Raw genomic sequence first — 19,057 nt, forward strand, 5'->3', positions numbered from 1 at the left:
TTAACCAGCCCTTTTATCAATAAAATTAATAATGTTGCCCAGTAATGGAATATGCTTATACAAAAGCTCTCCAGCATTAAAGTAATCGCGGTGTTTAATAATTTTCGCACCTTCAAATACTAGTTTACTGTGCCCTTGCACTGAAATTGTATTGCCCGCGTTAAGTTTTGGGTGAGAATAATGCATTGTCCAGTATACAAATGCATTATTATCACTGGTAAATGAGTCGGTTATGTCAAATCGACAATACTTAACATTACTATATAAACCACAAAAATAACGTCTTAGATCTTCAAGACCATTAATTTCGTGCAGCGGATCTATAAAGTGAATGTTTTGAGCGTAAATTTCAGTTAATAACTCCAGGTTATTTTTATCAAGCTTTTGATATATTTCTACAAATTTATCGACTGATAATTGGTTATCCATATCACACCTTAAATGCAGCTAAAGCCCTCGCTCGTGCCGCTTTATGATCAACTATTGCTGGCCAGTAACAGTGTTCACTTTGTCCCGTTGCTGCTAAGTAAGTATGTGGGAAATGAATGTGTTTATCTGGCACTTTTTGTAATTCAGGCAGATATTTACGAATAAAATCACCATTTGGATCAAAGCGTTCACTTTGGGTGATGGGATTGAATACTCTAAAGTAGGGTTGAGCATCACAGCCGGTACTTGCAGCCCATTGCCAGCCGCCATTATTTGAGGCTAAATCGCCATCAATCAGATGCTGCATAAAAAACTGCTCGCCTTTGCGCCAATCAATCAGTAGGTGCTTAGTTAAAAAACTCGCAACCACCATTCTTAAACGATTATGCATCCAGCCTGTTTGCAATAGCTGTTGCATGGCGGCATCAACAAGTGGATAGCCTGTACGGCCTTCGCACCATTGCTTAAACTCAGCGTCACTGTCACGCCAACTCACACTATCGTACTTTTCGTTAAAATTGGCACCGCGTGAAAGTTTTGGGAATTCAGCAATTAGATGTTTGTAAAATTCACGCCAGATCAGTTCGTTAACCCAGGTAAACGTTTTACTTTTTGAGGTGGTCAGTATATCGGGGTAATGTTGTTGTATATTAACCATTAATTGTTTACTACTAACAACCCCTAGTGCTAAATAGGGGCTTAAGCCCGATGTTCCTTTTACACTGGGTATGTCTCGTACGTCATCATAGCTTGCTAATTTATCGTGAATAAAATTATCGACTACGGTTGATAAAGTATCATCGTCAACAGGCCATTTTATTGAGCTTTCATCACCACTTAGTAACTCACACTGTTCGATTTCTATCGGCTCTTCAGATAACGGCCACGGTAATAAACTAAAGTGTGTATCTTGATACTGCTTTAACCATGCGCGTTTAAACGGTGTAAATACTTTATACATTTCATTATTTTGAGTGCGTACACTACCTACGGGAGCAATGATATCACCCTCGTATAAAGTAAATGTTATTTGCTGTTGGTCGCACTGTGCCTGAATCGCTTTGTCTCTATTAAATTCATTTAGCTCATACTCAGTGTTGGCTATTATGTGTTTAATATCGTGTTGCTGACAAAAATCGAGAAGTTTAGTTTGGCAATCGGCAAAAAAAGGGGCGTCTATTACATGCAAATTTACGCCATATTTGGCAAGTTCTTCGCGAATATAACTCACTCTGCGTTTTAGTAAGTCAATTTGAATAGCAGCAGTATTATGCTGTGCCCATTGTTTTTCGCACACAAAAAAAATGGCGTGTTTAGCACCATTATTTAGCGCTTCAATAAGCGCCTCGTTAGAAAAAAGGCGCAAATCGCGCCTAAACCAAAATAGTGTATTCATTACAAACCGTAACGTAGCTTAAGTTCATTAGGATAAGGGTTAAAGTAAATTTGCTTACTTAAATACTCATTCGGGTGAACCTTTAAATGATGTTTAAGCAATGTTAGTGGTACATAAAGCGGCACCAACCCTTGGCGATACTCATCAATTGCATCTCGCATTTCTTCCTTTTCGATTTTTGATAAATCTTTTTTGAAGTATCCCTGTAAATGCATTAGCGTATTTGAATTATTTTTTCTTGAAGCAGGACGTTTAAGCGCTGTCATTAAGCCCAGAATATACTCATCGGCCAGAGCGTTAACATCGTCCCCAACGAACGTTCCGAGTAGATTGCCTAAATCACGATACGCTTGATAATTATGAGCCATTAACAAATATTTGTATTGAGCATGGAACTGGGTCAAACGATGCACAGTAACGGGCTCTTTCACTAACTGTTGCCAGTTATGTAATGTATAAACACGCATTACAAAGTTCTCGCGCAAATGAACATCGTTTAAACGTCCATTTTCTTCGCAAGGTAGTAAGGGATTATGTTTCATAATTTGTTCAGCAAAGAAACCAACGCCTTCAGAAGTGTTACCGGTTCCTGCTTCATTGTAGATTTTTACCCGCTCCATGCCACAGCTTGGGCTCTTAGCACAAAAAACGAATCCACTTAGATGCCCTGCTTGTTCTGTAGCTATTTTCTTACCGTATTCTGTGAGCTGTGGGCCAACATCTCCCGTGCCATCCGGACGACACACTTTGATAGTATCGCCTGTTTTTACTTGACGAATGGTTGGACGAGGTATTGGTAATCCTACCGCAACCTCAGGGCAATACATTTTATATTCAACATGCTTGGCCAGCTCTTCCATACAAAAATTTGATTTTTTATGGCCACTGTCAAATCTTACCTTTTCGCCTGCCAAGCAGGCGCTAATACCTATTTTTATTGTATCTGTTTGCATAGATTCTCTTAATAAATCAAGCCACCAATTGGATTAAGTAACTTGCTAAGTCCTTTATTGAAATGTAGCGCACTACTAACAACAGTAAAGCACAAACATCCCTCTTTTGTTAGGGGGGTGTGTTGATGACGGCCATCTTGCCAAATAAAGTCACCAGGAACATAACTGCCCTCTTCGTCTGTAAATTCACCATCAAGCAGTAAAGTAACCTCAAAACCGGTATGTGTGTGCTCCGGAATTTCTCCACCAGCATCTATATGTAACAAGCTTGAACGTAAATGGCCATCATCAAGGGCAATTCGAGAACGCGCAAGCTTACCTACTTGGGTAAATTTACCATGCGAGATCCGTGTTAAAGCTCTCGGCAAGCTGTAATTATGCTCATTAACATTAATACTAACTGGTTCAACAGAATATACTTCATCAATCGAGTCATCGGCAGTGATCATATCAAGTAAACTTGATTCAATTACATCATCGGCTTGCTCATCAGTTGCCACATCCATATTGTCACTAAAAACTGCTCGCGCATTAGCCGCTTCAAGTTTTTCAACTTTAGCTTGGCACACTGGGCACATATCAACATGTATTGATACGGCAAGGCTAAGCGATGCTGGAAGTGTTGCTGCACAGTATTGTGTCAGTAGTGTTTCACTCGGGTGATGTTTAATCATGCTGATCTCCCATTTCATTACGTAATTTCTGCAAGGCTAAACGTAATCGTGATTTTACCGTGCCTACTGGAATGTTTAATTGTTGAGCTAACTGCTCTTGCGACATATCTTGAAAATAAACGCCGCGCACCACTTCTCTTTGCGCTTGAGGCAGTTTATCTAAATAACGTTTAATTTGTTGGTCTTCAAGGTGGTCGCTGTATTCATGATCTGTATCTTCAGATTCATTCAATAACGGCCAAATGTCTTCGCTAATATTTTCTTCTTTGTTACTTTTCATTTTACGAAGCATGTCAAAAGAGGCGTTACGCATTACGGTATAGACCCAAGTAGTAGCTGCACCCTTTTCACTATTGTATAAGTGGGCTTTACGCCATACGGAAGTGAGGGTTTCTTGAACTAATTCCATTGCTTGGGCTTCAACACCAAACTGCTTTATGCCGAAGCGCTTAATCTTAGGTGCAAAATATTCAAACAAGTACGCGAAAGATTTTTTATCGCGAGATTGAGCTACATTAACTAATGCTTCCCTGAGTTCCGTACTTGGTGTTTCTGGCATGGCAGTGTACTTACCTGTGTTAGGTTCACAACTTAGTGATTGTTGTTGACTTACCATAGTAAAATGTCCCGTTATTGCTTTAGTGAATACCATTACGAGCAATGGTTACAAGCGGATCATAATTATTTTAGGCAAATTCGTTATTAATCACAGTATGGAGGAAACTAAGCAAGTTATCAAAGTTAGTCTCAAATGCAAGTTGTTGTTTTTTCTCTATAGAAATGGGAAGTAATTCAAGCCATCGTGCAACAATCCACGTGAGTTTATTAAACTTGGTGGTTTTGTAAAGCGATTGCAAATCGGGGTTATTCGCAAAGACTTCTTCTAGTGTCACTTGTAAAAAGTGGTGCTGACCAATTTCGTGGTTGTCTTTGTTGTACCAATAAGGTGTGTTGCAAGCGGATACATCACCATGGCGAAGTTCCTGCTCATCTTGATACACGTTATCTATTTGCACACTCTTAGATGCAAATACATCAATTAATAGCATACCACTTTCGTCTTGATCAAAGTCAATAACATCCATTAAACAGCCTTGGGCGCTTATGTTTAACGGGGTGTCATGCTCAAAGGTACATAAAACAAAACCGCTATTGGTTTTTAATGCGTTTTTTACCATCGTTAAATAACGAGGCTCAAATATACGTAATCGCGTATAGCCTTCAGGTAATATAAATATAGGTAATGGGAAAATCGCACGTTTCATAAAGTCTACTTCTTTCAAACACTCTGCCTTTATTTACGTGCGCTTTATTCAAGTCGATCAGCTTTAGTTACATCGATTGCTTTACAGTGCAAATGCATCCGCTAATTAAACCTCATTCCCACATTTTTTATCATGTAAACCAAGTAATAAACACTCAGTATACTTGCCACAGGTGCCAACATTAAGGCTAATAGTTCGAACTCACTGTTCATTACTCTTATTCCCTTTTTTATTGCTTTGGTTGTGCTTTAACTACACGTTGTTTTTCGTCCATGTTGCTATTATCAACCACAGGATTACTTTCAAGTAAGCTGTCAAGAATAACCTGTGCATCAAAAGAAACGGCTTCTTTTACTGACTTTTCAAGTTCATTGCTTGCCTGTGACACATAAGTAGACACAGTGTTAGTTAGCATATCTGTAATATTTAAATCGACTTCTGTAGCGTTAACGTTAGTTGAACCTAATACAAGTAAGCTTGCGATTGTGATGTTGATTGAAGTGTTCATAATAGTATTCCTTGTTTGTTTATTGGTTAGTACGCTTAGTTACAATCAAGGGCTATGCCATAATGAATAAACTTTGTAAGCCATTGTTTTAAAATGAAATAAATTAATAAAAAAGAAATCCACAAAATCTAGGTTAGTAAATTTGACCAATTAATTTTAAAATAAAACCAAATAATAGTGTGTTTGTTAATGTTCAGTAAATTAATGACTTTGTTTCGTATTTGAAAATTTCAGCGTACACATGTACACTAAAATTCATTCGCAAAGTGGTAGGATCTGTTATGTCTTTTGAAGCTCCCTATTCTAAAAAAGAAGAGCTGTTAAATGTTATTAGTCATGCCTTAGGCATTGTATTTGCTGCTTTTGTTTTTTGGGATTTAGTTAAACAAACTAATAGTGTGAAAAGCTATGCCAGTACTCTGATATACGGCAGTAGCTTGTTTATTTTATTTTTATCTTCAACGCTTTATCACGCCAGTGTGCGCCCAAGATTGAGAGCGTTTTACAAAAAATGTGATCATTGCGCCATCTATTTACTGATTGCAGGCACCTACACGCCCTTTTTGTTGCTGTCGTTATCTGGGCTCTGGTCTTGGGCTACCTTAGTCTTTATTTGGACAGTAGCGTTTGCAGGCATCGCTTATAAGCTATTGGTTAAAAATGGCAATAAAAAAGTATCACTGGCTACTTATTTATTAATGGGATGGTTTGCATTAGCCATTGTGTATCCGCTTTATTTAAACGTGCCTATCAATGCACTTTATTGGCTATTAGCTGGCGGCTTATTTTATAGTGTAGGTACTATTTTTTACAGTGCAAAAAGCACTCAATATAGCCATGCTATTTGGCACCTCTTTGTTATTGGCGGATGCGTTAGCCATTATATATCGATCAGTAATTATGTTTATTAGGCTGGTTAGCCATATAGATTAGTCTGGTTTGAGCTGTGAGTTCAACCATTCGATGCAACACACAGCGAGAAACGGTCATTGAGATTGACTAAATATTGTCGTTAATAGATTAGTTAAACTGCTCTTGCGCATATATTCATGAAAATGAGCGCTGTGCGCATATTGGTCCATTTAACTTTACCTAAAAAATTTAGAAAACTTAGTGATAGTAATGCCTTAGATAATTTGTTAAAACTATATAAAATAGATAAATGAGCGTTAAGTCGGCAGAAATATGCGCGATGAGCGCACTATTAAATTGTTAGGGCTCACAACAGGACAAGTCATGATTGAGAAACAATCCCCTTACCTTGCTCATCAACATAGGCTTGCTGATGTAATCGCTGCAATTCAGGTAATGGGTACATATAGGTATTCGGGACGCAAGGTAGAGTCATGGGCTAATTTGCTCGGCGAAAAGCCAAAGAGCGCGAATGACTGGCAATCCATTTTTAATGAGCATCCCGAATTTTTTCGGGCCGGTATAGGCGATGACGATTTTCAGTCACTAGTCGTTCGGCGCGCTCAACCTAGAGTCTATAACACACAGACTGAAGAAGTAATTACGGTAGAGCAATTCAAGGCATTGCCGAAAGACAATAGGTCTCATATCTCCCGTTTGCCTCTGTCCTCGGAACAAATCCTTGCATTAATAGATGTAGCAGTGAAGCTACAAACTCAAGCAGTTGTTCGTCGTAAGGAGCTTCGATGGTGGGTGCCGGTGGTCATCGGCGTGTTGTCCTCATTGGTTGGTGTATTTGTCGGAGCGGCAATTAAAGGTGGGTAGCGCTAAGTCACGCCCTAACAATCGCAGGCAATCCGACAGCTTTTCCGTTGCGCCTGCGGCTCCACTACAAAGCTGCGGTTGCTGCGGGCGTTACCACTGTCTGCAATTGGCACTCTCTAGCCACTCGACAACATAAAATATTGAGAGTTATTGGCAAGATATTTTACTTTTGTCGGATGGCGTGGCTCCGCCACTTGTCCAACCTACACGGGCACTTATCTGACGAGAGTGGTGATATCACTCCCATCTACACTCGCGCATATTCACTTTATTATTCTTAAAATTAACACCTTCTAATAACAGTTTTTGTCGTTGTTCTTGGTATTTATCACTTCCTTCGGGAAACGATATTTTACCTTGGCTATTAACCACTCGATGCCAAGGGATCGCCGAATCTTTTGGCATCTCTTTTAATAAACGACCTACCAACCTAGCATTATTAGGATAACCCGCAAGGGCAGCTACTTGGCCATAACTGGCAACACAACCTTTGGGTATACTCGCTATGATAGTATAAATTACAGTGTGTTTATCAATATCCATTTTTATTAGCGTATGCCTTGCTTAGTTGTTTAAATTGGTTCCATACAGTACGCGCCACTGGACCATGGTGAATAGCGTGTTGCCTAAACGCTCTTATTTGTGCGCTAAATTTATGCTCACGGTCGGTAATAATGATTTCTTGTAATAAACCTGCTTTTATTTCAGGTCTGCAATGATCTAAGCTCATCATTGCCCAACCAGCCCCTGAGAGTAAAAACGATTTTAAGGTAGCTACATCGTCTATTTTCATCATTGCTGACCCTTTGGAATATGAAAGCCTTTCACTGTCTATACTTAAATCGCTTTCAAACATCGCTAAGCAGGGGTAGTTTTGTAGTTGATTATAAGTGAGCTGTTTTGGTAAAACCCCTTTTGCGCTTACTATCCCAATATCGAGCTTACCTATGGGCAAACTTTCTAAATCGCCAGTGGCATGAAATAAATCAAACCACGGACCAATGCCTAGCTCTGCTTGTCCATTATTTACTTGCTCTAACGATACAAATCGTTTGCCGCTACTAATACAAAACTCGGTGCTGGTAAACTGTTTAAAAGTATTACTTATGATCTGGTTGTAACTTTGCTTATGGCAAAGCTGCTCATAACAAATTTTATATTGCGGCTCATTACCTAATGAGAGCTCTTCCGCCAGTTTTGCAAGCTCGTCATTTGCATGCAGTAGCTGTTGCGCTTCACGATGGAAGATGCGCCCTTTTTCAGTAAGTTGTAACCTATATTTAGTTCTGTCTAAAAGTTCAAACCCTATTTGCGATTCTAAGTTTTTAATCGCTAGCGTTAACGCAGGCTGCGTTTTATGAAGCTTTTGAGCAGCCCCGCTCAAGCTTTCGCTTTGTACTATGGCATCTAAAATTACTAATTGATTCAGCTTCATATTGTACCTAAAAACATCATAAATAAAACTTATTAAGTCTGTAAGATTTAATGAATTTTATTTTATATGTTTGCAGCGTATTCTGCACTTAATTAATTTGCCAATATTGCAACGGAGACAACATGAAACTCTTTCGTCTATGTTTATTAACGACGACCTTACTTAGCTTAATCGCTTGTTCTGAACCAGAACAACAGGTTAAAGAAGAGCCTATTCGCCCTGTTAAACTTTTCACTATAGGTCACGACTCACAAATTAATATTCGTAGTTTTCCGGCTGAGGTAGTTGCAAACCAGGGATCGTACCTTGCATTTAGAGTAAACGGTGAACTTATAGAGTTTCCGGTTCTTGCTGGCGAACATGTTGAAAAAGGGGATTTATTAGCAAAATTAGACCCTGAAGATTTTCAACTGCAGTTTGATGAACGAAAGGCACGTTATGAGTTGGCAAAGTCGCAATTGAGCAGAATAGAACAGCTATTTGAAAAGAAAATCACTAGCCAATCTGAGTTAGACCAAGCTTTAGCAAATATGCAAATTGCCGAATCGGCTTTTAAAATCGCTGAAACCAACCTCGAATACAGCGAGTTGCGTGCGCCATTTGCCGGTACCGTTGCAAAGGTATTTGTAAAAAACTTTGAAAACATTCAGGCAAAGCAAAATATTTTACGCCTAGAAACTCGCGATTTGATGGACGTAGAAATTCAGGTTCCTGAAAAAATAGTGGCGCGTTTTAAAAAAGGCACTGATTACCATCCAACAGTTAAATTTGATGGTTTTGAAGATAAAGAATACACCCTCGACATTAAAGAGTGGGACACCCAAGCCGACCCTGCAACACTGACCTATAAAGTTGTATTTTCGTTACCAGTTCCTGATGATTTTAACTTGCTAGCCGGTATGACTGGCCGTGTTTTAATTGATTTAAGTAAAGTAACTCGCTCGCAGGTTGCTTATACCATATTGCCTATTGAGTCGGTTTTTTCTGATCCCCAAAAAGCGATTAACAATAATGCCTATGTTTGGCTTTACGATGAGCAAACGGGTCAAGTTCATAAGCAAGCTGTTGAAGTTGGCCAATTACACCACGATGGCATAGAAGTACTTAGCGGCATAAAAGAAGGCCAAGTTGTGGTGTCTGCTGGTGTGCACTCAATAGAAGAAGGCATGAAAGTTCGCCCATGGAATAAAGAGCGAGGCTTATAATTATGAGCTTTGCACAACTTTCCATAGAAAAAAAAGTAATTAGTTGGATGTTTGCACTACTTCTTTTAATTGGCGGAAGTGTATCTTATTTTGATTTAGGCCAACTAGAGGACCCTGAGTTTACTCTAAAGCAGGCTATGGTTATTACCATGTACCCTGGTGCTTCGCCGCAACAGGTTGAAGAAGAAGTTACGTTTCCTCTAGAAAATGCAATTCAACAATTGCCATATGTTGATCATGTCACGTCTATTTCGTCAAATGGCAAATCTCAAATAGCCGTAGAGATGAAGAGCACCTATCGAAAAGAACAACTTCGCCAAATTTGGGATGAAATGCGTCGTAAAATTAATGACCTTTCGCCATCGCTACCCAGTGGCGTATACCCAAGCACCATTTTAGATGACTTTGGCGATGTATATGGTGTTTTATATTCAGTTATTGGTGACGGCTATTCTTACGATGAGCTAAAAGACTACACCGATTATTTAAAACGTGAATTGGTATTAGTTAAAGGGGTTAGTAAAGTTACTATTGCAGGTGAACAACAGCCGCAAGTAATGGTAGAAATATCTACCCGTAAATTAGCCCAACTTGGTATAGCACCTAGCCATATATTTGCTTTGTTACAATCTCAAAACACGGTATCTAACGCAGGAAAAATAAGAGTGGGCGACGAATCAATTCGTTTTCACCCTACTGGCGAATTTAAAGATGTTAAAGAACTTGAAACACTACTAATTTCTAAACCAGGTGCCAGCGAGCTTATTTACTTAGGTGATGTTGCTGAAGTATTTAGAGAATACGCTGAAGTACCTACAAATGTTATTAGATACAATTCTGAGCAAGCACTATTAATTGGTGTGTCGTTTATGAATGGCGTTAATGTGGTTGACGTGGGTAAACGTATAGATGCTCATTTAGCAGAACTTGAGTACCAGCGTCCCCATGGTATTGACGTTAATGCCGTCTATAACCAACCAAAAGAAGTAGAGACCTCAGTTGACGGATTTATTATAAGCTTGCTAGAAGCTATTGCAATCGTCATTGTTGTTTTGCTTATTTTTATGGGCATTAAAAGCGGCATTTTAATTGGTGGTATTTTATTACTAACTGTTTTAGGCACCTTTATTTTTATGAAGTTGTTTGCCATAGATTTGCAACGTATATCATTAGGTGCACTGATCATTGCGCTTGGTATGTTAGTAGATAACGCTATTGTGGTGACTGAAGGTATTTTAATTAACTTAAAACGGGGTCAAACCAAACTTAAAGCCGCTATTAATATTGTAGAGCAGACCAAGTGGCCATTATTAGGTGCAACCATTATAGGTATTACTGCGTTTGCTCCAATTGGTTTGAGTTCTGATGCAACGGGTGAGTTTGCCGGCAGCTTGTTTTGGGTGTTATTTATATCCTTGTTACTCAGCTGGATAACCGCTATTACCTTAACGCCATTTTTTGCAAATCTTATGTTTTCAGAAAATGAGTTTAAAAAGGCAAAAGATACCGAAGACGATTCAGATAACGATCCATATAAAGGATTTATTTTTACAGGTTATAAAACACTCTTAGACTTAGCAATGCATTATCGTAAATCAACAATAATCCTCATGGTTGTATTACTTTGCAGCGCTGTCGTTGGTTTTGGTTCGGTTAAGCAGTCATTTTTTCCGGCCTCTAACACACCTATGTTTTACGTAGATTACTGGCAACAACAAGGCTCAGATATACGCGCAACAATAGACGGTATAAAGAAGCTTGAACGCTATTTGCAAAAAGAAGAACTTGTAGAAGAAGTAACCAGCACAACAGGCCAAGGTGCGCCGCGCTTTATGCTTACTTATGCACCTCAAAAGTCTTACTCGTCTTATGGACAACTTATTATAAGAGTAAAAGACCGCGAAGCTGTTGCGGTAGTCATGCAAAAAGTACGTAATTATTCACAAAACTCGGCGCTATCTGCTGAGCTAAAAATAAAGCCAATGGAAATTGGCCCTTCAACTGATGCTAAAATTGAAGCGCGTTTTACCGGTCCAGATCCTGTTATTCTTAGAAAACTTGCAGCTGAAGCGGAAAAGCTTATGGCGCAAGACGATGGTGCGTTTAATATTCGAAATGATTGGCGTGCACGTACTAAAATGATTCGCCCACAGTTTAACGAGCAAAAAGCGCGACGTTTAGGAATCAGTAAATCAGACCTGGATGATGTGCTGCTTACAAGTCTTTCGGGTAAACAAGTCGGTGTATATCGTGATGGAACCCAGCTTTTACCTATTATTGCTCGCTCACCTGCGAGTGAGCGCCTTAATGTAGACAGCGTTCATGACTTGCAAATATACAGCCCTGTTTTAGGTGTGTTTGTACCGGTAACACAAGTCGTTGATAAATTTATAGTTGAATGGGAAGATAGCCTAATAATGCGTCGCGATAGAAAGCGAACAATTACAATAATGGCCGATCAAAATGTATTGGGCGACGAAACAGCCGCTAAATTGTTTGCTAGAGTACGAGGCCCTATTGAATCTATCAAGTTACCGCATGGCTACTCTTTAGAATGGGGCGGAGAATATGAATCATCTAGTAAGGCTCAAAAAGCAATATTCGGCTCTTTACCCCTTGGCTATTTAGCTATGTTTGCTATTACTGTTTTACTTTTCAACTCTCTAAAACAACCTATTGTAATTTGGGCTACAGTGCCATTGGCAATTATTGGTGTAAGTGCCGGTTTATTAGCAATGAATGCACCGTTTAGCTTTATGGGCCTACTTGGGTTATTAAGCTTAAGTGGTATGTTAATTAAAAACGGCATTGTTTTGGTCGACCAAATAAACTTAGAGCTTAGCGAGGGTAAATCACCCTATCAAGCAGTGTTTGATTCAGGCGTAAGCCGCGTCCGCCCTGTTGCTATGGCCGCTATCACCACAATACTTGGTATGATCCCATTATTGTTTGACGTATTCTTTCAGTCGATGGCGGTCACTATAATGTTTGGCTTAGGCTTTGCCACCATACTTACTCTAATTGTGGTGCCGGTTTTATACACTATGGTATTTAGAATTGACTACCCTAAACAGTCTTAATAATTAATAAAAAACGCAGCCTAGGCTGCGTTTTTTATTTGCTTGGTTTATACCAACTTAATTACTTTTTTAAGCTTAACGTGCCACTGCTCTTCGCTTTAGTTCCTGATGCGGAATTGGCTTTGTTGGCATTTGATTTACCAACATAGGTGGTTGAACGTTTCTGATAAGGCGTATTACGACTGCTTTTGTTGGCTTGCTTATGTTGTTCGCTGTTCTTTGTACCTCGAGGCTTGTCACCTTGATACTCACGCTTATGCACTGATTTTGCTTGGTTGCTTGTGGTTAGCCCAACGTTATTATTCGATGTACTATCGTCATACAGCGAATGCTCTTGCGTTTTCCCTGAATCAGCAATCGAATCGTTAATAACCGCCATTTCTGCTTCGCTTAAATGCCGCCACTGCCCTACTTTTAACCCTTTAAGGGTTACATTCATAATACGCACACGCTTAAGTGTAATAACCTCGTAACCGAGGTATTCACACATACGACGAATTTGACGATTTAAACCTTGAGTCAAAATAATAGTGAATTGCTGAGCACCTGTTTGCGTCACTTTACATTTTTTGGTCACAGTATCTAAAATTGGAATACCGTTCGCCATTTTATTCACAAACTGACGATTAAGTGGTTTATCTACGGTAACCACGTATTCTTTTTCATGATTATTTCCGGCACGAAGGATTTTATTAACGATGTCGCCTTCATTGGTTAAAAAAATCAATCCTTCTGAAGGCCTATCTAAACGACCTATAGGAAAAATACGGTCAGGGTAATTAACCGCTTTTACAATATTACTTTGAATTTTTCGTTCTGTGGTACAAGTAATACCCACTGGTTTGTTATAAGCAATGTAGACTCGTTTTGGTGGCGCTTTTAGTGGCTTACCATCTACCAATACCACATCGTCCTGCGCAACTTTAACACCCATTTCAGGTAATTCGCCATTAACAGTAACACGACCTTGCTCAATATATTTATCGGCTTCGCGGCGTGAGCAAAACCCTGTCTCACTAATAAATTTATTTAAACGCTTTAAGTCTGTCATATGGCAAATCTTCTTAAATATAAAGGCGCATAGTTTAAACTACTCAAGCTATTTTTTCGCGCTTAATTTGCGCTAATTTACGCCATAGGTATTCAAGGGGTCCTTGCTTAAAATAACGACAGTAGAGTGCAGTAAATATAAGCTGTACAACTACTAAGCAAATAGCGACAAGCCAATAATCAATGCGGTTAAAACTAAGCGCCCACTGAGGGAAAAGCACTTTAAACAATAATAACTGCATAATGGTTTGGCTTATGTATAAAGTAAACGCTAACCGCCCTACCTGTTGGATAAGCCCCCCTATTTGCGCGCTGTTGTTGCATAGTTTAACAATTAAATGAATATAAAGTAGCGCCACGCATAAGGCAGCTAATTCATTAACAGGCTCTTGTAACGCGTAGCCAATACCTTGATCATATGGTGTTAACACTAATCGTAAGCTAGTCAGTAACACACTTAATACAACTAACTTAATTAGCCCCGATCTGTTAAATCCATCACTAAACACATTACATTTGTAGGCAACAATACCAATTAGCATAAAGCCAGCACTTGCCCACAGTAATAAAATAGGTACTGTTAGCAACATATAAATGCTCATTGTTATATTTTGGCTAAAATGCGCACCAATACTTTGGTAATAACTATTATATATCTGGTAAAACTCGGGAGAATCCCTATAGAGTGGTTCTTCATTAAGCCCTAACATAAACATTGCTGTGGCAAGTAAAGCGATAAAAGTAAAAAAGACCGCTTTGTTTTTAAGCTCTTCATCCGTGGAATCTAAATAGCGTATTACCAGTAGTGCTGACACCCCATATAAAAACAAAATGTCACCCGCCCACAGTAAAAGCCCATGTATTAAACCAAACACAATAAGCCAATATAGGCGTTTTTTTAATGGCTCAATACATTGCTGTCGCTGGAACTGAATATAAAGACCAGCACCAAATAATAACGTAAATAATGTGCGAAACCGCCCTTCAACAAATATAAGGCTTAAGGTGTGTAAAAAATTATCGCTAGCCGGAGGTGTGGTGAGTGGAGTGTAATTGAGTTCAAAAATTGCGAAGGAATAGCAGTTAATAAATACCAGGCCAAGTACTGCTATGCCCCTTATAAAATCCATATTATAATTACGCAAACTCTATCCCTTTAAATATTATCTTTGTAGCTATCGGCCCATTTTACAGCTTGTTTGTATAATTTTGGTAAAAAAGCACTGTCTAAATTAATGAGTGATACCGCTTTCTCAAGCGCCCACCAGCTTCCCGTTTCGTAAGCTTTTACCGTTTCAAGGATATAATATAAATCATTTTTCTCGCCGGTTAGTGCCGCTTTAATTTCATCTGGGAATGGCAGTTTATCAACCAACAAGTCCATTGGCTTATCTAAAATAGCATCAAGAAGAGAAAACAGCCCAGTTAAAAATGCCTCACCTTGTACTTGTTTGGCGACTTTACTGGCTATTAATTCACAAAAGCGAGCGCGAATAACACACATTTGCATAAGCTCTATCGGCTTATCACGCACTGTGTGTGCTGTAACAATTAGGCTCACAAACTTTTTTAAACGCGCTTGACCTAAATATACCAGCGCTTGTTTTAATGATGATATTTGGCTTTGCAGCGGAAATATACCACTATTTAATAAACGCAGTAGCTTATAAGCCAGTGCCGCATCAAGCTCAAATAAACCAGTGATCACTTTAATGTCAGGATCTGGTTTCATTACTTCTGAGTAAATGGCAATGACCAGCCCATAATTATAATGAATATCTTTTTGCTCTATCATTACTGGACGCGCAAAATAATAACCTTGGAAATAATCAAACCCCATTTGACGAGCTAATTTATACTCTTCATCGGTTTCTATTTTTTCAGCTAATAGCTTAATATTTTTATATTTTTTAAGTTTATTAACTACCAGAGGGATTTCGGCAAGAGGAGTAAGTCGAATATCAAATTTAATTAAGTTGACCAGTTTTAAAAAGCGCTCCCACTGTGGTGAGTAAACAAAATCATCTAGGGCTAACTTATAGTTGCTATGGAATAACTTGCGACATAGCTCGTAAGTATCGTCGGTGGGTTCTATGGTTTCGAGTAATTCAATAACCACATCTTTACAGGGTAAGAAATCACATAAATCAAGCTTTAAGGACTCAGGACCAATATTGATAAGCGCTTTTTTACCCGATGTAATATGGCGGGTACCTAAGTTTAGCTGGTTTTCCATGATAAGCCTTGCTGTAGCTTGACCATCAGATACACCAGGAAAGCAGTTCTCAGAACTATTGCGAAAAAGTAGTTCATAAGCTACTACGTTTTGATTTCGATTGAGAATTGCTTGCCTTGCAACAAATACCGACACATTACCTACTTTATTATATTTTCACCAGACTAAGTAATTAAAGCGTAAATAGGATCGGATGTCACTGAACTTTAATAAATTTTTTAATATAAGTATGTAATATAATCAGTTATGACGTCATCCCAGCCAAAGCGCGCATGCTTAGCGCTATTTTTTATTGCTTGCCATTCTTTAGGATTAGTTTGTTTTACACTCAAAGCCTCAGATAAACAAACTAAAAATGCCTCTGCCTGAGCCAATAAGGTATCACCAGTAAAACTAAAACCAGTCACATTATGCTCAACTGTATCTTTTAAGCCGCCAACACTGTGCACAAGACAAGGCTGACCTGCTCGCATTGCCAGCATTTGGCTAATGCCACACGGCTCAAAAGAGCTAGGCATTAAAAATAAGTCCCCTAGTTGATACATTAAATCACCAACACCTTGGCCATAACCTTTTAAAAACAATAAATTGCTATTTCGTGCCATTGCAGTGGTAAATAATTGTTCTAGTTTTTTATCGCCCGAGCCCAATACAATCAAGCGACCATTATATTGGTTTATAACCTTGCATACCTCATCAATAGTTAAACTATTGTTGTGTGGCTGGCACAGCAGCAATACTTTTTGCTCGGTGAGCCGCCCTACACTGGTCACTAAAGGCCCTTGCAGCTCTGATGCCATAAATTGTAAAACACGTTGGTGAGCAATATAGTGGCTGCTGTCTAAGTGTACGTTTTTTGCCATCCAACTAAAAAGCGTAGCTTCTATCTGCTCTAAAAGCTCGCTAAGCGTTGCCTGCTTCGGGTGTTGAGTTGTGTAATCACAGCCGTTGAGTATCCCAATCAGCTTGCCCTGCTCAGCCGCTTGTTGTAAGTCACGCTCGAGTCCTTCACCACCAAAAAAACCGCCTGCATTGTTACTCGCTATCTGCACTTCTTGGCTATAACTGGGTGAAACCACATGTACTTTATCGGCTAAATTAATAGCACTGCGCATGGGGTTAAAACAATGAGGGTAACGGGGATCACAAAGCAATTGACCATCATAACTTAATGAGGGAAACCACGCTTCTAAGCTAGAGTCATCGTCTTTAAAAGGGCGAATACCTTGTAAGGCTAAGTTATGAACAGTGTACACCAAGCGCAGCTTAGCAAGTTTACGATAGCGAGGCTCAAATTTTAGTAACACTGCCACACAAGCACTGTGCCAGTCGTGTAAATGTAACGTGTTTGGTTGTTTTAATACCCCTTGTAAAAGCGCTTCACAAATCGCGGCATTAAACAGTGCAAACTTACTCGCATCAGTAGCAAATGGACGATTGTCATCATCATTGCAATACACACTATGTGATTGGCTGAACAAAGGGTGGCTTATTACTATTTGCCTCACTGCATTTTGCGTTTGTGGAATTTCAAACAGCGATAAAACGTGAGAGGCTGAATTGAACGCAACGTTTACTTCACCAATAAAACGGCGCTCACCCAATTCAAAACCATAATCAGGAATAGCCACATCAATCGTTAGTCCCTGTGTTGCTAACGCTTTAGGTACATCACGTATGACATCGGCAACACCACCGACTTTGGCATTAGGTAACGCATCATTTTCTGCGGCAACCATTAATACATGCATTTATTTACTCTTATAGTTAGCTGCAAGGCTTTCGCCTTGCTATTTAATTATTGATTTAACTTAGTGTCCAACTTTGTCAGCATCTCGCGGGTTACCAAAACAATTCCCTTTTTAGATACTCTAAAACCATTGGCTTCGTCTGTTTTACGATCATAACCAATTTCTAATCCTGGGGGGATCTCACAGCTTCTATCAATAATGGCACGTTTAATTTTACACCCACGGTTAACTATAACACCGGGTAAAATAACCGACTCTTCAATAGTACAATATGAGCGAATATGTACATTAGAAAACAGTAATGACTTTCTCACTAATGAACCTGAAATAATACAGCCGCCCGATACGGTTGAATCAACAGCCATACCTCGACGATCGTCATCATCAAAAATAAACTTAGCTGGAGGAAGCTGCTCTTGGTATGTCCAAATTGGCCAAGTAGGGTCGTACAAATCCAATTGAGGCTCAGGCATAACCAACTCCATGTTCGCTTCCCAAAATGAATCTAAAGTCCCTACATCGCGCCAATAAGGTTGCCCTACTTGTGCAGGATCTCTAAATGGGTAAGCAAACACATTATGCTCTTCGATAATGGCAGGAATAATGTCATGGCCAAAATCACGTCCTGAGCCTTCGGTTTGTGAATCTTTTTGTAATTGCTCAAATAAAAACTCAGTATTGAATACGTAATTACCCATTGACGCTAAGCATGTACCAGGTTTACCAGGCACAGAGGTAGGTTCGGCTGGTTTTTCGTCGAATCGCCGCACTCGATTTTCTTGATCAACGGTCATTACACCAAAGGTGCCTGCTGCTTCTTCAACCGCGACTTCTAAACAGCACACGGTCATATCGGCACCATTTTCTACATGCTTTGCTAATAAACCGCCGTAATCCATACGATACACATGATCGCCTGACAAAATCATTACATATTTAGGTAGTTCATGACGAATAATATCCATATTTTGAAATACCGCATCGGCAGTACCGCAATACCATTCATCACCATGGCGCTGTGATGCAGGTAAAATCTCAACTGACTCGCCTAACTCCTTTTTAAAGTGCCCCCATGCACGATGCACATGGCGTATCAGCGAGTGAGATTTATATTGCGTTGCAATCCCTACTCGCCTTACACCAGAGTTAATACAATTTGATAGTGGAAAATCAATAATACGGTGCTTACCGCCAAAATAAACGGCTGGTTTTGCTCGCCAGTCTGTTAGCTCATGCAGACGAGAACCTCGTCCGCCGGCTAGAATCAGTGCATAGGTGTCTCTGGTTAAATTACTTATATAGCGATTTGCATAACTGGGCATATTACTCTCTCCGTTT

At 39.4% G+C, this 19,057-nt stretch carries 18 protein-coding genes; 4 read left to right on the forward strand and 14 right to left on the reverse strand.

What is annotated here, in order from left to right:
• The 7 genes from FLM47_RS17735 to FLM47_RS17765 form a co-directional block, all read right to left on the reverse strand.
• Nucleotides 1-429, reverse strand: coding sequence for a nuclear transport factor 2 family protein (locus FLM47_RS17735; RefSeq protein ID WP_109874949.1), 429 nt, complete (start codon nt 427-429; stop codon nt 1-3).
• A 1-nt stretch (nt 430) separates the two neighbouring features.
• Nucleotides 431-1,825 carry a deoxyribodipyrimidine photo-lyase gene (gene phrB, locus FLM47_RS17740; RefSeq protein ID WP_178957160.1) on the reverse strand — a complete coding sequence of 465 codons (1,395 nt, stop codon included), beginning with the start codon at nt 1,823-1,825 and terminating at the stop codon, nt 431-433.
• Nucleotides 1,825-2,778, reverse strand: a complete 954-nt coding sequence (locus FLM47_RS17745) for a DUF523 and DUF1722 domain-containing protein (protein WP_036983978.1) — start codon at nt 2,776-2,778, stop codon at nt 1,825-1,827. Before FLM47_RS17745 ends, phrB begins: the two co-directional genes overlap by 1 nt.
• Before the next feature lie 8 nt (nt 2,779-2,786).
• Nucleotides 2,787-3,452 (reverse strand): ChrR family anti-sigma-E factor, encoded by a 666-nt coding sequence (locus tag FLM47_RS17750; protein WP_054201632.1) that lies wholly within the window; start codon nt 3,450-3,452, stop codon nt 2,787-2,789.
• Nucleotides 3,445-4,068: a sigma-70 family RNA polymerase sigma factor gene (locus FLM47_RS17755; protein WP_138607956.1), complete on the reverse strand. Its 624-nt coding sequence runs from the start codon at nt 4,066-4,068 to the stop codon at nt 3,445-3,447. The genes FLM47_RS17750 and FLM47_RS17755 overlap by 8 nt, the downstream gene beginning before the upstream one ends.
• 70 nt (nt 4,069-4,138) lie before the next feature.
• Entirely contained in the window at nt 4,139-4,717 is a 579-nt protein-coding gene (locus FLM47_RS17760) for an LON peptidase substrate-binding domain-containing protein (protein ID WP_171039629.1), read from the reverse strand.
• A gap of 229 nt (nt 4,718-4,946) precedes the next feature.
• Nucleotides 4,947-5,225, reverse strand: a complete 279-nt coding sequence (locus tag FLM47_RS17765; protein ID WP_054201634.1) for a hypothetical protein — start codon at nt 5,223-5,225, stop codon at nt 4,947-4,949.
• 281 nt (nt 5,226-5,506) lie between these two features.
• On the opposite strand from FLM47_RS17765, the gene FLM47_RS17770 reads away from it, so the two are divergent.
• Both FLM47_RS17770 and FLM47_RS17775 read left to right on the forward strand, forming a co-directional pair.
• Nucleotides 5,507-6,136, forward strand: coding sequence for a hemolysin III family protein (locus tag FLM47_RS17770; RefSeq protein ID WP_178957161.1), 630 nt, complete (start codon nt 5,507-5,509; stop codon nt 6,134-6,136).
• Nucleotides 6,137-6,410: 274 nt separating this feature from the next.
• Nucleotides 6,411-6,962, forward strand: coding sequence for an N-carbamoyl-L-amino acid amidohydrolase (locus tag FLM47_RS17775; protein ID WP_178957162.1), 552 nt, complete (start codon nt 6,411-6,413; stop codon nt 6,960-6,962).
• A 237-nt stretch (nt 6,963-7,199) separates the two neighbouring features.
• Here the strand turns inward: FLM47_RS17775 and FLM47_RS17780 are convergent, their stop codons facing one another.
• Nucleotides 7,200-7,505: an MGMT family protein gene (locus FLM47_RS17780; RefSeq protein ID WP_178957163.1), complete on the reverse strand. Its 306-nt coding sequence runs from the start codon at nt 7,503-7,505 to the stop codon at nt 7,200-7,202.
• Nucleotides 7,495-8,397: a LysR family transcriptional regulator gene (locus FLM47_RS17785; RefSeq protein WP_138607944.1), complete on the reverse strand. Its 903-nt coding sequence runs from the start codon at nt 8,395-8,397 to the stop codon at nt 7,495-7,497. The genes FLM47_RS17780 and FLM47_RS17785 overlap by 11 nt, the downstream gene beginning before the upstream one ends.
• A 122-nt stretch (nt 8,398-8,519) precedes the next feature.
• Between FLM47_RS17785 and FLM47_RS17790 the strand changes: the two genes are divergently transcribed.
• Both FLM47_RS17790 and FLM47_RS17795 read left to right on the forward strand, forming a co-directional pair.
• Nucleotides 8,520-9,602, forward strand: a complete 1,083-nt coding sequence (locus FLM47_RS17790; RefSeq protein ID WP_138607942.1) for an efflux RND transporter periplasmic adaptor subunit — start codon at nt 8,520-8,522, stop codon at nt 9,600-9,602.
• A 2-nt stretch (nt 9,603-9,604) separates the two neighbouring features.
• Nucleotides 9,605-12,682, forward strand: a complete 3,078-nt coding sequence (locus FLM47_RS17795; RefSeq protein WP_178957164.1) for an efflux RND transporter permease subunit — start codon at nt 9,605-9,607, stop codon at nt 12,680-12,682.
• Nucleotides 12,683-12,743: 61 nt separating this feature from the next.
• Here the strand turns inward: FLM47_RS17795 and rluF are convergent, their stop codons facing one another.
• The 5 genes from rluF to glgC form a co-directional block, all read right to left on the reverse strand.
• Nucleotides 12,744-13,733 carry a 23S rRNA pseudouridine(2604) synthase RluF gene (gene rluF, locus FLM47_RS17800; protein ID WP_178957165.1) on the reverse strand — a complete coding sequence of 330 codons (990 nt, stop codon included), beginning with the start codon at nt 13,731-13,733 and terminating at the stop codon, nt 12,744-12,746.
• Nucleotides 13,734-13,776: 43 nt separating this feature from the next.
• Entirely contained in the window at nt 13,777-14,862 is a 1,086-nt protein-coding gene (locus FLM47_RS17805; RefSeq protein ID WP_178957446.1) for a DUF418 domain-containing protein, read from the reverse strand.
• A 26-nt stretch (nt 14,863-14,888) separates the two neighbouring features.
• Complete coding sequence (locus FLM47_RS17810) at nt 14,889-16,103, reverse strand: EAL and HDOD domain-containing protein (RefSeq protein WP_138607936.1); 1,215 nt, start codon at nt 16,101-16,103, stop codon at nt 14,889-14,891.
• 83 nt (nt 16,104-16,186) lie between these two features.
• Complete coding sequence (locus tag FLM47_RS17815; protein WP_178957166.1) at nt 16,187-17,719, reverse strand: glycogen synthase; 1,533 nt, start codon at nt 17,717-17,719, stop codon at nt 16,187-16,189.
• 47 nt (nt 17,720-17,766) lie between these two features.
• Nucleotides 17,767-19,041 (reverse strand): glucose-1-phosphate adenylyltransferase, encoded by a 1,275-nt coding sequence (gene glgC, locus FLM47_RS17820; RefSeq protein ID WP_138607932.1) that lies wholly within the window; start codon nt 19,039-19,041, stop codon nt 17,767-17,769.
• Nucleotides 19,042-19,057 lie beyond the last annotated feature (16 nt).

Source organism: Pseudoalteromonas sp. Scap06, from assembly GCF_013394165.1.
Classification (GTDB): Bacteria; Pseudomonadota; Gammaproteobacteria; order Enterobacterales; family Alteromonadaceae; genus Pseudoalteromonas.

Coding starts and splice junctions, on each gene's coding strand:
- FLM47_RS17735 (WP_109874949.1), bottom strand. CDS start 429: ATGGATAACCAATTATCAGTCGATAAATTTGTAGAAATATATCAAAAG.
- phrB (WP_178957160.1), bottom strand. CDS start 1,825: ATGAATACACTATTTTGGTTTAGGCGCGATTTGCGCCTTTTTTCTAAC.
- FLM47_RS17745 (WP_036983978.1), bottom strand. CDS start 2,778: ATGCAAACAGATACAATAAAAATAGGTATTAGCGCCTGCTTGGCAGGC.
- FLM47_RS17750 (WP_054201632.1), bottom strand. CDS start 3,452: ATGATTAAACATCACCCGAGTGAAACACTACTGACACAATACTGTGCA.
- FLM47_RS17755 (WP_138607956.1), bottom strand. CDS start 4,068: ATGGTAAGTCAACAACAATCACTAAGTTGTGAACCTAACACAGGTAAG.
- FLM47_RS17760 (WP_171039629.1), bottom strand. CDS start 4,717: ATGAAACGTGCGATTTTCCCATTACCTATATTTATATTACCTGAAGGC.
- FLM47_RS17765 (WP_054201634.1), bottom strand. CDS start 5,225: ATGAACACTTCAATCAACATCACAATCGCAAGCTTACTTGTATTAGGT.
- FLM47_RS17770 (WP_178957161.1), top strand. CDS start 5,507: ATGTCTTTTGAAGCTCCCTATTCTAAAAAAGAAGAGCTGTTAAATGTT.
- FLM47_RS17775 (WP_178957162.1), top strand. CDS start 6,411: ATGCGCGATGAGCGCACTATTAAATTGTTAGGGCTCACAACAGGACAA.
- FLM47_RS17780 (WP_178957163.1), bottom strand. CDS start 7,505: ATGGATATTGATAAACACACTGTAATTTATACTATCATAGCGAGTATA.
- FLM47_RS17785 (WP_138607944.1), bottom strand. CDS start 8,397: ATGAAGCTGAATCAATTAGTAATTTTAGATGCCATAGTACAAAGCGAA.
- FLM47_RS17790 (WP_138607942.1), top strand. CDS start 8,520: ATGAAACTCTTTCGTCTATGTTTATTAACGACGACCTTACTTAGCTTA.
- FLM47_RS17795 (WP_178957164.1), top strand. CDS start 9,605: ATGAGCTTTGCACAACTTTCCATAGAAAAAAAAGTAATTAGTTGGATG.
- rluF (WP_178957165.1), bottom strand. CDS start 13,733: ATGACAGACTTAAAGCGTTTAAATAAATTTATTAGTGAGACAGGGTTT.
- FLM47_RS17805 (WP_178957446.1), bottom strand. CDS start 14,862: ATGGATTTTATAAGGGGCATAGCAGTACTTGGCCTGGTATTTATTAAC.
- FLM47_RS17815 (WP_178957166.1), bottom strand. CDS start 17,719: ATGCATGTATTAATGGTTGCCGCAGAAAATGATGCGTTACCTAATGCC.
- glgC (WP_138607932.1), bottom strand. CDS start 19,041: ATGCCCAGTTATGCAAATCGCTATATAAGTAATTTAACCAGAGACACC.